At 37.2% G+C, this 13,546-nt stretch carries 9 protein-coding genes, 1 pseudogene and 3 CRISPR repeat arrays; of the genes and pseudogenes, 8 read left to right on the plus strand and 2 right to left on the minus strand.

What is annotated here, in order from left to right:
- The first annotated feature begins 331 nt into the window (after positions 1-331).
- From IPO27_07630 to cas2, 4 genes are all read left to right on the plus strand, one after another.
- Positions 332-829: a hypothetical protein gene (locus IPO27_07630; protein ID MBK8846404.1), complete on the plus strand. Its 498-nt coding sequence runs from the start codon at positions 332-334 to the stop codon at positions 827-829.
- Between the two features lie 122 nt (positions 830-951).
- Positions 952-1,557 carry a hypothetical protein gene (locus tag IPO27_07635; protein MBK8846405.1) on the plus strand — a complete coding sequence of 202 codons (606 nt, stop codon included), beginning with the start codon at positions 952-954 and terminating at the stop codon, positions 1,555-1,557.
- Between the two features lie 72 nt (positions 1,558-1,629).
- Positions 1,630-2,559, plus strand: coding sequence for a type II CRISPR-associated endonuclease Cas1 (cas1, locus tag IPO27_07640; protein MBK8846406.1), 930 nt, complete (start codon positions 1,630-1,632; stop codon positions 2,557-2,559).
- A gap of 260 nt (positions 2,560-2,819) precedes the next feature.
- Positions 2,820-3,158, plus strand: a complete 339-nt coding sequence (gene cas2 / locus IPO27_07645; protein ID MBK8846407.1) for a CRISPR-associated endonuclease Cas2 — start codon at positions 2,820-2,822, stop codon at positions 3,156-3,158.
- Between the two features lie 554 nt (positions 3,159-3,712).
- A CRISPR array of direct repeats spans positions 3,713-4,137; the repeat unit is 46 nt; unit sequence ACTGTTGATGATATTTCAAAGATACAAACTGAAAGCAAATCACAAC.
- A gap of 95 nt (positions 4,138-4,232) precedes the next feature.
- Positions 4,233-4,882: direct repeats of the CRISPR family, unit length 46 nt; unit sequence ACTGTTGATGATATTTCAAAGATACAAACTGAAAGCAAATCACAAC.
- 270 nt (positions 4,883-5,152) lie between these two features.
- Positions 5,153-5,719: a CRISPR direct-repeat array (repeat unit 46 nt; unit sequence ACTGTTGATGATATTTCAAAGATACAAACTGAAAGCAAATCACAAC).
- Between the two features lie 224 nt (positions 5,720-5,943).
- Here cas2 and IPO27_07650 read toward each other — a convergent pair.
- Positions 5,944-7,299 (minus strand): peptidoglycan synthetase, encoded by a 1,356-nt coding sequence (locus tag IPO27_07650; protein MBK8846408.1) that lies wholly within the window; start codon positions 7,297-7,299, stop codon positions 5,944-5,946.
- Positions 7,300-7,430: 131 nt separating this feature from the next.
- On the opposite strand from IPO27_07650, the pseudogene IPO27_07655 reads away from it, so the two are divergent.
- From IPO27_07655 to IPO27_07670, 4 genes and pseudogenes are all read left to right on the plus strand, one after another.
- Positions 7,431-8,272, plus strand: a pseudogene (locus IPO27_07655) (MBL fold metallo-hydrolase).
- A 42-nt stretch (positions 8,273-8,314) separates the two neighbouring features.
- On the plus strand, positions 8,315-8,845 hold the full coding sequence (locus IPO27_07660) for an RNA polymerase sigma factor (GenBank protein MBK8846409.1): 531 nt from the start codon (positions 8,315-8,317) through the stop codon (positions 8,843-8,845).
- Positions 8,846-8,859: 14 nt separating this feature from the next.
- Entirely contained in the window at positions 8,860-9,462 is a 603-nt protein-coding gene (locus tag IPO27_07665; GenBank protein MBK8846410.1) for a hypothetical protein, read from the plus strand.
- A gap of 368 nt (positions 9,463-9,830) precedes the next feature.
- The gene (locus IPO27_07670) at positions 9,831-11,906 is read left to right on the plus strand and encodes a T9SS type A sorting domain-containing protein (GenBank protein MBK8846411.1); all 2,076 of its coding nucleotides are present in this window, start codon (positions 9,831-9,833) and stop codon (positions 11,904-11,906) included.
- Between the two features lie 448 nt (positions 11,907-12,354).
- Here IPO27_07670 and IPO27_07675 read toward each other — a convergent pair whose 3' ends face one another.
- Positions 12,355-13,335, minus strand: a complete 981-nt coding sequence (locus IPO27_07675; GenBank protein MBK8846412.1) for an NAD(P)-dependent alcohol dehydrogenase — start codon at positions 13,333-13,335, stop codon at positions 12,355-12,357.
- Positions 13,336-13,546: the final 211 nt, after the last annotated feature.

Genomic DNA, 13,546 nt, shown 5'->3' on the forward strand with positions numbered 1-13,546 from the left:
TTTGATAAAATCCAATTTATTTAGATAAACATCAGTCTTATAAAATTTCTGATAAAGCAAAAAATTTTTCTGCTTGAACCAGTATATACTATTCGAAAAGATGTTACACCTGAACTAAAATTAGAAAAGGTGATTGACCTCGAATTAAATTAGCTTTAGAATTACGATTAAAAGAGTTTAATAATGATGCAAAGGCAGCATTCTCAAATCTTGCCGATAATCCAATTTGGCTGAATAAAGAAAAAGGTATCTCGATTAAGCGAGTAACTATTGAACCTGAGATTAAGCAATTCCTTTAAGAGACAAGAAGGATCATAATGGTAATTTTATTTTGGATCTTAATGGTAATACAATTCCTGTAGATTTTGTTAAAACTGGAAACAACCATCATGTAGCAATTTACAAAAATGAAATTGGCGATTTACAAGAAATGGTTGTTTCTTTTTATGAAGCAGTCGAGCGGGTTAATCAAGGACTATCGGCAATAGATAAAAGCTTTAAAAGAGAAGCAGGCTGGGAGTTTCAGTTTACTATGAAACAAAATGAGTGCTTTGTTTTTCATGATGAAAAGACAGGATTTAATCCACATGAAATTGATTTACATAATCCTGATAACTATCATTTGATAAGCCCATATTTGTTTAGAGTCCAGAAATTGGCAAGCAAGAACTATATGTTTAGGCATCATTTAGAAACCAACGTGATTGACAGGAATGAGTTAAAGGAGGTTGCTTTTATAAATATTAGAAGCCTTTCCCCAATGTCAAAAACTATAAAAGTTCGAATTAATCATTTGGGTAAAATTGTTACAGTTGGAGAAGAAGATTAATTGCTGTAGCAAACCTCCGAGGTTTAAAAAACCTCGGAGGTTTATCAAGAGGAGGATTAGAACGATTAGGTTTAGAACAAGGAACTTTATAATTGAAGTAACAAATTGAAAAACATTCTACCATGCCACAAAAACTTGAACCCTTATTGCCCGGCTGTTATTACCACATTTATAATCATGCTAATGGTAACGAAAATTTATTTAATAGCGAGGCCAATTATTTGTATTTTTTGGAAAAATATGTTGAGTACATCCATCCAATTGCCGATACATTTGCTTACTGTTCAATGCCAAATCATTTTCATTTTTTTGTTCGTATAAAGGATGATATAGTTGTCGAGCAGCAGCAAACCTCCGAGGTTTTAAAAACCTCGGAGGTTTTTGTATCGCAGCAGTTTTCGAATTTTTTTAACGCTTATTCTAAAGCAATTAATAAAGAGCGTGGTCGAATGGGTAGTTTATTCAATCACCGCTATAAACGCAAACAAGTTTTTACAACCGATTACTTTATCAACCTTATTCATTACATACATCTAAATCCAATTGCGCATGGTTTTGTAAAAAGTGCCCATGACTGGAAATATTCTTCGTATCATTCCTTTCTTACCAACCATCCTACAAAAATAAATCGCGATGAAGCATTGAAGTGGTTTGATGATTTAAATAATTTTAAAGCATTACATCAATCACCTGTTAGCGAAAGATTTATACTTGATTTAGAGTTGTAGATGCAGTATATCCCTTCAAGGGTTTCAAACCCTGAAAGGATTAATCAATGGTACAGATTAAATAAAACCGTTATGATAAAACGAACATTGTATTTTGGCAATCCAGCTTATTTAAGCATAAGCAAAGCGCAATTGGTTGTACAAGTACCACCCACTGCACAAAAGGAAAGCGCAAGCCAATTGCTAACCTTTGTAACTGCTGCATCTATACCTGTTGAAGATATTGGCGTGGTGGTATTCGACAATTATCAAATTACATTATCGCATGCAGTATTGCAATACCTGCTCGATAATAATGTGGCAGTAGTATCGTGCGATGCCCGGCATCACCCGGTAGGATTGTTGTTGGCATTGCAAAGCAATACCATACAAAACGAACGCTACCGCACACAATTGGAAGCAAGCGAGCCATTGAAAAAACAATTGTGGGCGCAAACCATAGGGCAAAAAATAAAAAATCAGGCAGCATTGTTAACGCAATTGGGTGTCGATAACGGCTACCTTATACCATTGTACCGCAATGTAAAAAGTGGCGATAGCGATAATGTGGAAGCAACAGCGGCCGCCTATTACTGGCAACACATTTTGCAGCATGTGATGGGCTTTAGACGACACCGCGAAGGCATACCACCCAACAATTATTTCAATTATGCCTATGCTATATTGCGCGCCACCATGGCACGCAGCATAGTAGCCGCAGGTCTGTTACCTACATTAGGCATACACCACGCCAACCGCTACAATGCCTATTGCCTTGCCGATGATTTGATGGAACCCTACAGGCCATTTGCCGATATACTAGTAATGCAATGGATAGCAGCCAACGGAATAAAAGAAGAATTGGAAAAAAGCGATAAAGCCGAACTGCTAAAAGTTCCGGTGATGGATGTAATAATTGATGGCGAAAAAAGCCCACTCATGATAGCAACACAACGCACAGCCGTAAGCCTTGTAAAATGCTTCGAAGGCGAATGGCGCAAATTGCTTTATCCAGAAATGTAGTTGGGGAAGTTTTCAGTTTTAAATGCTGTTTTCAGTTGAGGAAGTTTTCAGTTTGGAATACAGTTGTCAGTTTTAATTTCAGTTTACAGTTGAGGAAGTTTTCAGTTTGGAATATAGTTTTCAGTTTTAAATACAGATTTTAGTTAACGACTTATAAACAAATAAATGCTCAAACTTCGCCAGGCATCCATACCTTAGTGTCTGGACTATTAAACTTTCTCAACCTTCAAAACCTTCTCAACCTTCAAAACTAAATAAAAATGAACCTCGAACGCCTAAACGCCTATCGCATTATGTGGACATTTGTAATGTACGATTTGCCAACCGAAACCAAGGCAGAACGTAAAGCTGCAGCAAAATTCCGTAAAGATTTGTTGCAAGATGGTTTCAGCATGTTTCAATTTAGCTCATACATTCGCCACAGTGCAAGCAGCGAAAATGCCAATGTGCACAAAAAACGTGTAACCAAAAGCCTGCCCGAACATGGCAAGGTGGGCATACTGCAAATTACCGATAAACAGTTTGGTGACATGGAAATATTTTATGGAAAAAAACCTGCAAAGTTGCCCAACATACCACAGCAGTTAGAATTGTTTTAGAAATAAAAAATCCCGCACAGGGCGGGATAATTTTACTCAACAGCTACCATTTTTTTAATCCTAATTATCATCAAAAACGCCTACAATAAAGGGTTTAAGCCAATATATACTGTTGATGATATTTCAAAGATACAAACTGAAAGCAAATCACAACATATCAAGCAAAAGGAAGCGGAACAAGGTTACTGTTGATGATATTTCAAAGATACAAACTGAAAGCAAATCACAACCAACTTCAACCCCAACCCAAACGCGTTGATGATATTTCAAAGATACAAACTGAAAGCAAATCACAACCATGTATATTCAATTGGATAACCTACAAACTGTTGATGATATTTCAAAGATACAAACTGAAAGCAAATCACAACAACTTATCTGTGCGTGAAGTGCGAAGTTGCGACTGTTGATGATATTTCAAAGATACAAACTGAAAGCAAATCACAACCAACGTAAGGCAGATATGCCACATTGAATTACTGTTGATGATATTTCAAAGATACAAACTGAAAGCAAATCACAACAACTGGTTTAGTAATATCAAGACCATTATAACTGTTGATGATATTTCAAAGATACAAACTGAAAGCAAATCACAACACAAGGCTGGTTACTTGGTAATGTGAAACTGTTGATGATATTTCAAAGATACAAACTGAAAGCAAATCACAACTAATTTTTGGAAATAGATAATTTTGCCACAAACTGTTGATGATATTTCAAAGATACAAACTGAAAGCAAATCACAACCAATAATTGGAGTGATCAGGAGCGAGTTATACTGTTGATGATATTTCAAAGATACAAACTGAAAGCAAATCACAACATAGAATAATTTATATCCTCTCTTAAAAAATACTGTTGATGATATTTCAAAGATACAAACTGAAAGCAAATCACAACTAATGTCTTGTAGGAAGAACGTTGCTGTGGACTGTTGATGATATTTCAAAGATACAAACTGAAAGCAAATCACAACTCAGGATTTAGCCAAGTTTGAAAATGTAATACTGTTGATGATATTTCAAAGATACAAACTGAAAGCAAATCACAACCACTGAATGGAATACCGTTACTGTTGATGATATTTCAAAGATACAAACTGAAAGCAAATCACAACACTGATGGCTAGCTGCTCCGATCAGACTGTTGATGATATTTCAAAGATACAAACTGAAAGCAAATCACAACGTAGATAGTTACGTCATTAAATATTTTTCGACTGTTGATGATATTTCAAAGATACAAACTGAAAGCAAATCACAACAGCATCCTACACTGCCCAAACATTAAAAAAACTGTTGATGATATTTCAAAGATACAAACTGAAAGCAAATCACAACACTTCTGTTCTAATTATAGGCGGTGCCTTAACTGTTGATGATATTTCAAAGATACAAACTGAAAGCAAATCACAACAAAGAATAATTTAATCCTCTCTCCTTAAATACTGTTGATGATATTTCAAAGATACAAACTGAAAGCAAATCACAACCCCGAGCGGGCCCCTCAGCGGGCCCCTCAGAAACTGTTGATGATATTTCAAAGATACAAACTGAAAGCAAATCACAACCTAAAGATGCAAGTTGACTTTATTTATTTACTGTTGATGATATTTCAAAGATACAAACTGAAAGCAAATCACAACCGGTATACCATTTTTTAATTTCCTTCAATCACTGTTGATGATATTTCAAAGATACAAACTGAAAGCAAATCACAACTGCAGTGCACACGATACAATGACAAAACTGTTGATGATATTTCAAAGATACAAACTGAAAGCAAATCAAACCAGACAGTTGATGATTTCAAAGACACAGCAAACAAATCGTGAAAATTAACTAACTGTTGATGATATTTCAAAGATACAAACTGAAAGCAAATCACAACCATAACTGTTGATGATACTTCAAGTGAAAGCACAGTCTAATACTGTTGATGATATTTCAAAGATACAAACTGAAAGCAAATCCACCAACTGAAACAATTGCACTGTTGATGATATTTCAAAGATACAAACTGAAAGCAAATCACAACGCCCACATCTCACGACCCTCGCGCCTAAGCACTGTTGATGATATTTCAAAGATACAAACTGAAAGCAAATCACAACGCCCACATCTCACGACCCTCGCGCCTAAGCACTGTTGATGATATTTCAAAGATACAAACTGAAAGCAAATCACAACTATTGTAGGCATCAAGAACGCCAATAACCAACTGTTGATGATATTTCAAAGATACAAACTGAAAGCAAATCACAACTGAGTCGCGGACTTATGCCTTAACTGTTGATGATATTTCAAAGATACAAACTGAAAGCAAATCACAACGGTAGTCAACGGAGGCATAAACACTTCATGACTGTTGATGATATTTCAAAGATACAAACTGAAAGCAAATCACAACAATAATTGGAAATCAGGAGCGAGTCATATACTGTTGATGATATTTCAAAGATACAAACTGAAAGCAAATCACAACTATTAATGACTATCGGGCAGATGGCAAAACTGTTGATGATATTTCAAAGATACAAACTGAAAGCAAATCACAACACGTTTGCGGCCTTAAGCCAAAATTGATAGATGAAAGTATAAACAATATTTTTTAATAGACAAGCTATGAGGCAATTAAATTTAATGAATATCCAAAATCAAAATTTATTGACCTGTAACCGAGCAGGCAATTAGCTGAATTGATATTAATGTATTTGAGACAAAAAGTATCACACAATTTTTGATGCAAAACATCAATCAAATTGAATAACGTGTGATTATTATTATATCTCAAAAAATTCATCCATCAATTTATTTAAATTTATTCCATCAAAAGTGCCACTGCTCATCATTAGCAATACCGTATTTGATTTAGGAGCATCTAGTAGCATTTGTTTCAGCATGGCAGAGTCGGTAAGCACAGTTACTTTTCCACCAAAACAAGTGGTTACAAATTCTTCGCTTAGTGCTTCTAATTTTTTATGTGCAATGGTGTGATGATTAAAGTACACCACTGCTGTATCTGCATTGTCAAGACATCCACGGTAATCAAGCAGGAATGTTTTATTCAAACTGCTAAATGTGTGCAACTCTAAACAGGCTATTAATTTATGTTTTGGAAATTGCTCACGCACTGCATCAACAGTAGCTTTTACCTTTGATGGTGCATGGGCAAAATCTTTATAGAAAACAAAATCATCTTTACGGCCAACCAACTCAAGCCTTCGTGCTGCACCGGTAAAGTCTGCTATCAATTTATAGAATTCGTGCGTATATATTCCTGCTTCTGCACAGGCAAGTATAGCTGCCTCCCTGTTGATCACATTATGTTTTTCAAAAATAGAAATCGGATATTTTATATTTTCATAAATGATATAAGTAACATCGTCTTCTGTTTCGTAAGCGGGCAAATTATAAGTAATGCGCATGGCATGTATAGCATCGCTTTTCATCAATTGTGCTACTTGTTCATCCTCAGCGCAACCAATTAATTTTCCATCAGCTGGAATTTGTTTTGCAAATAGTTCAAACTGCTCATAGTAATTTTCAAAAGTTGGAAACACATTAATATGGTCCCAGGCAATGCCCGAAATAATTCCAACATCGGCTTTGTATAGATGAAACTTGGGCCTGCGGTCGATGGGAGAGGCAAGGTATTCATCACCTTCAATTATGATAACGGGGGCATCGGATAGTCTCACCATGGTATCAAATCCTGTAATCATACTTCCTACAAGGTAGTCAAAATTTTTGCTTGCTTTTTTCAGCACATGCATGATCATGCTGGTAATGGTTGTTTTGCCATGACTACCACCAATCACAATACGTTTTTTATTTTTCGATTGTTCGTAAATGTATTCGGGATAAGAAAATATGGGTAGCCCCAACTGCTGCGCACGCAGCAGTTCAGGATTATCGATGCGCGCATGCATTCCCAAAATGATAGCATCCAGGTTAGTCGAAATTTTTTCAGGAAACCAACCAATTTTTTCAGGGAGCAAGCGGTAGGTGGCCAATCGCGAACGCGATGGCTCATTTATTTCATCATCACTACCGGTTACGGTCAGTCCCTTATGATGCAGGGCTAACGCAAGATTGTGCATGGCCGCACCTCCTATCGCTATAAAATGTACATTCATATACGTTTACTTTCTGTATGCAATAGTAGCACATGTATGGTAGTTGCAGCGCATGGTTAGTTCCAAATAAAGTTGAATTCATCAACATACTTTTGTGAGCATTTATTTTATTACTTCGCTAAAAAAAAGCAATGAAATTATTTACCATAAATACAGGAATGTTTAAACTTGACGGAGGTGCTATGTTTGGTGTGGTGCCTAAGAGTATTTGGCAAAGTCTTAACCCTGCTGACGAAAACAATATGTGTAGCTGGGCCATGCGTTGCCTGCTGGTTGAAACCGGTAACCGCCTGGTACTTATTGATAATGGAATAGGGGAGAAGCAGGGCGATAAATTTTTCAGCTATTATTACCTTCATGGCGAAGATACTTTGCAAAAATCTATTCACAATGCCGGATATGATTTTAACGATATTACCGATGTGGTGCTTACGCATTTGCACTTTGATCATTGCGGAGGCAGTGTAAAATATAATGACGACCGAACCAAATTGGAGCTGTCGTTTCCTAACGCTACTTACTGGAGCAGTGAGGCACATTGGAACATGACCAGGAATCCTAATGCTCGCGAAAAAGCAAGTTTTTAAAAGAAAATATTGAGCCTATTGAAGAAAGCGGGCACCTTAAATTTTGTAGTGAGGGAGATGAAATAGCTCCGGGTATAAGCATACTTGTTAGCAACGGTCACACCGAAGGAATGATACATCCCGTAATTAAATACAAAGAAAAAACAATCGTGTATGTAGCCGATATGATTCCATCATCGCATCATATACCAGTGCCGTATGTTATGGGTTACGATACCTTTCCGCTTACTACCATGATAGAGAAAGAGAAGTTTCTGAATGAAGCTGCTGCCAATAATTTTTATCTCTATTTTGAACATGACCCAACCGTAGAAGTTTGTAGTTTAAAAATTACACCCAAGGGGGTTCGCATGCAAGATGCATTATACCTGCATGATATTTTGTAACAAAAGTGATAGTAAGCAATCAATAGAGTAAACCACCCACGTATGCAAGGCGACAAGCGCGAAATGTTTGACGATATGTATAATGCAAATAAAAGGCGCATTTACAAATTGTGCCTTGGCTATACAGGCGATGAAGACGTAGCACAGGACCTTATGCAGGATGTGTTTGTAAAGGCATGGAACAACCTGGATAAATTTCGTGAAGAGGCCATGCTCAGCACCTGGTTATATAGGATAGCAGTGAACACCTGCCTTGCACATTTACGCAAACAGAAAAACAGACCGAGCGATGAGCTAAATGATTTTATAATTGAAACACATCAGGAAGAAAAATCCGATAAGCACGTTAAAGTTAAAATGCTCTATAAGAGTATTTCGTTACTCGAGGAATCGGAAAGGATCCTTATAAGCATGGTGCTGGACGATGTGCCGTACCCCGAGATTGCAGCCATAGCAGGCATTAGCGAGGGTAATCTGCGTGTAAAGATTCACAGGATAAAAAATACGCTCTCAGAAATTTATAAAAAAGTAGAAACCACCTATGAGTCAACCTTTATAAAAAACGGAATGTAAAAAAAAAACAAAAGATGACCGGAGAATTTGAAGATATAAAAAAGATATGGGAAGATCATCAACCCGAATCGCTGCCAGATGTGCAACGAACGTATATGCAAATTGGCGAGGTACGCAGTCAGCTTGCACGCAATATATTCCGCATGCTTGCCCAGCTATTAATACCGGTAGTGGTTTGTTTGGCGTTGCTTATTACAATCGATTTTCAATCGCAACTTACCTACATCGGAATTTGTATTATGTTGGCAGCAATGCTTCTTTACATGTATTTTGAATATACACATTACCGCATGCTTACTGCCGATTATAGTACATTACCTGCAGCTGAGTATTTGCAAAAAGTAAGAGCACAACACCTGAGTAGAAATAAATATGCTACATGGGGTGCCATAGCTTACATGCTAATTTTGTTTTTTGGATTGGCGTTATACTTACGTGAGTTAACATCGTCTTTAATACCGGTTTATCGCATCGCAACGTATACTGCCTTGGTTGCATGGGGTTTGTTTGTATATTTTGTTCTTAATAAGCGTGTCCGTGCTCGCGAACGCCAGTTCTTTGAGCAGATAATTGGCAAACTCGACAACATAGCTGGGCAGATGGAAAAGGCTGCATAGATGCTTTTGCTAAAGCAAAAGGGAAATTTGTTTTAGTACTACCAATGCTAGGCATATACCATAGTATCACATTCTTAATTTTTTACAACTCAACAATTTCAACACGTTTGCATTTTCTTACATTGCATTAAAGTAAGTAGGAGTAGAAATGTTGATGTTATAGGCAACTGCTTTCCGCTCCGATTGACCGTCATTGCTATCCGAAAGTGACACGCTCCGAACACTTCGGCAAAAAAATTCCATCGTCAATGTTTTTAAGAAACATTTCTCCATGATATAAATCATGAATGGGTATGTCGTAAGTCAGAAATATTTTTTTTTACAGGAATACCTTTGTAAGTAGAAAGTAATTCTAAAACAAAATCATCATGAAAAAAACTATCATTCAAATATGCAGTATATTAATTACACTACTGGCAATTCCTCATTGTGGATTTACACAGATTGACTTGCAAAAATATTGTGGAACAGTGCAATCAACTACTACATCGGCTTCTAAAATTGACACGCTTGTAAATGGTGATTCGGTTATTATTATTCCCACAGTTTTCCATGTTCTTACACAGGGTGGTGCTGAAAACATTTCAAAAAGTCATATACAAAGGACGCTGGAAATTCTGAATCAGGATTTCAACAGTCAGAACCCTGATACGTTTGATATTCCTGCAGCCTTTCATCCGTTGCGCGGAAATCCTAAAGTTGAATTCCGGCTGGCTCGAATTGATCCACAAGGGAATTGTACCGATGGAATTGACAGGGCTTATACTCCTTATACTGCCGCTTATCAAAACGCTTCCCTAATGTCTGGATTTACATGGGATCATACCAAGTATATGAATGTCTATGTGGTAAAGTTTATTGACGCATTTTCTCCAATGATATTTGGAGTAGCATACCGGGCATCTGCTGATAGCGGACAAACTGATCCTCCCGGTCTTGATATATTGATGGTGAGTTATCATGCGCTTGCTGATGGATTCAACGGACTGCTCCCCGGTCAGCGTGGCCATATATTGTCGCATGAAATAGGACATAATCTTAGTTTGGGTCACACATTTGGTTCAGGGCCGGGATGCGGTGATGATGATGACGTAGCAGATACACCGTTACAGGACGAAGCAAGTGCAGGTTGCCCGGTTTTCCCTCATATCTCTTGCGGAAACGGACCTGATGGAGATATGTTTAACAATATGATGGACTATTCACTTTGCACGAATATGTTTACCCAAGGGCAGGCAGACCGGGTACGAACATGTCTTGCCAGAAATGAATGGCGTGCTGCACTTTGGACACCTGCAAACCTTGCTGCAACCGGAGTTGATACAATACTTCCACTTTGTCAAAATGCACCTGTGGCTGATTTTGGTTACGGCAATTTTGCAGGATGGCTTTGTGCAGGTAATCCTGTTCAGTTTTATGAGGCTGCATCTGTTAATGCTACTTCCTATCAATGGGAATTTACCGGTGGAATTCCTGCCATGTCAACTGATACTTTTCCATCTGTAGTTTTTCCTGATAGTGGTTATTACAGTGTGAAGTTAATTGTGAGTAACAGTTTTGGTAATGACACTATTTTAAAAATGATACGGATTGAACCTGCTGAAGTAACTTACAATTCTTCTAATACAGAATCTTTTGAAGACACTATATTAAATGCACAAATTGCAAAATGGGGTTTGTTAGGAAAAAAATGGTCGATTACTAACTTGGCCGCTGATTCAGGTACCTACTCAATAAAACTGGATAGCAGTTTATACTATTTAAGTACCTTTTTTACCCACAATTTCGATTTGAGTCAGGTGCCGGCACCTGGTCGTAAATTAGAATTCAGGGTGGCATTGGGAATGAGTGCAGGTGGCTTGCCTATAAACGGTGGACTTCGGGTTACCTGGAAAAAACCATGCGTTTATGATCGCACCGATATGCAGGGAAACCCAGAATATAATTCAGAGAGCAATGCACTTCATCCAGAACCGGGCTTATTACCCGATTCCTTAAAAACAGCAACCACCAATGTTGCATTTATTCCGAATTCAAGTCAATGGAAAACAATTAGGCTTGATATACCGGATAGCCTCACAGGAGAAGTTCAGATAGGCTTTGATTGGGTCAATTTTACTCTCACTACTAAATTCAAAGGCATCTATATCGACAACATAAAAGTGCTTTCGGGGCTGGTTGGTCTTTCAGAAAACACTTTCGAAATGGATTGGAAGTTATATCCCAATCCTGCCACCAATCAGCTTACCATAGTGTTGCCAAATAATCTCAACGAAGTAACAGCAACTATTTCTGATATCACCGGAAAAATTATATACAAAACCGCCAACATCAATTCAGAAAAGTTAGAAGTAAGCACAACTGATTTCGTAGATGGAGTTTACCTCGTTCAAGTTCAAACTTCTGCTTTTGTAAGTACAAGAAAACTTATTGTTATAAAATAATAATTATTAAACTCCAACGCACTTGCAAGCTCTTTTTTATTTTTCCTTTCTTATTTTTTAATGGAAGAAGAATAAAAAAGAGCTGGCAAGTTTGCGTATGCGACAGTACGTAACAGGTTCGTGCCAACTAGATACGACAGAGCAATAAATGTAAATCGTTTCTACAAACATTCGTACGAACTTGAATCTACTTATCTTCGTGGCAAGAGTAGCAGTATGCATATAACAGTAAGATTAAAAGAAATAAAAAAAAGAAGGGCTTTGAGAGGTAATCAAACAATTGAGCTTCTAATAAACAGTGTAGGTAAACGAACAGTAGTGCTTCTAAACCCTTCTTTTTTTTACTTCTTTAATCCCTTCTTCGTTAACTGAAACTATGTTCACTCAAGAAAATAGTTCGTTGATTTTCTGGTACAAGTTTCTGGCTACTAACGTATTCAAATCTTTTTTAAAGATTTGTATTGGTCAAAGCAACTTTTAAAATAACGTTGCCCGTTTTTTGTCCTGTTTCAACATATTTGTATGCTTCCACAATTTGATCTAATTTGTATTCGCGGTCAATAACAGGGCTGTATTCACCTTTTTGAAAAAGTTCTTTTAAGAATATCACATCCTGTTTGGTTATTGAAGGCAATGGGAATAAAAGTTTTTTACCACCCCAAAGTGGAGTGGTAAGTGCAAGGAGTATGTTCTCTCCATTTTTTCCCAGTTCGGTCGAGATGTAAATTCCTTTTTTTGTTAGCAGCGGCTTGCATTCTCCAAATGAACTTTTGCCAACTGCATCAAAAATAAATTCATATTTTTTTTCGGTAACTGTAAAGTCCTGAGTTTGATAATCAACTACCGTATCGGCACCTATAGATTTTACAAGAGCAACATTTTTTGTGTTGCATACGGCAGTTACCACTGCTCCAAAATGTTTTAATAGTTGCACAGCTGCCGAACCAATAGCTCCTGTGGCACCATAAACTAAAACATCTTGTCCATGCTTAACTTTTGCTGCTCGTATATCAACCAGGGCATAATGTGCTCCTTCTGTAAGGGCTGCCGCTTTTTCAAAGCTAATGTCCTCAGGCATTGTTGTAAGAGCGCTTGTTTCTGCAATTGCCATGTATTCTCCATGCCCACCAAATGTTTGTTCATTAAACCCAAAAACTTTGTCTCCTTTTTTAAATAGTGTTACACCTGGCCCAAGGGCTTCAATTATGCCTGCAAATTCGCTACCCAATATTTGATACTTTGGTTTAAAAAGGCCACTCCAAAATCGGGAAACAAAATATTCGGCACTTCGAAAACCAGAGTCTGTGCGGTTTACTGTAGACGCATAAACCTTAACCAATACTTCTTTGGCTTTTGGTGTTGGTTTAGGAACTTCCATTAATTGGGCAACTTCGGGTGGTCCGTATTTCGTATATACAATTGCTTTCATATTTAATAATTTCTATTGATTTTGGTTTGTGCGCTGGTCCCTTCGCAATCTTCTGAAAATGTAACGTAATTGCATCAACTACTGCGCAAGTTAATTGCACGTGTTAAAGTTAGTAATATAACTATTGCCAGAGATTAGTCGAACGAAATGTTTTCAGAAAGGAAATGCTTGCCAAGGACTTCAAGCAGCAACACCCCCATTTTGAGAAAGT

This window comes from Bacteroidota bacterium (genome assembly GCA_016714535.1).
In the GTDB taxonomy this organism is placed as follows: Bacteria; Bacteroidota; Bacteroidia; order AKYH767-A; family OLB10; genus JADKFV01.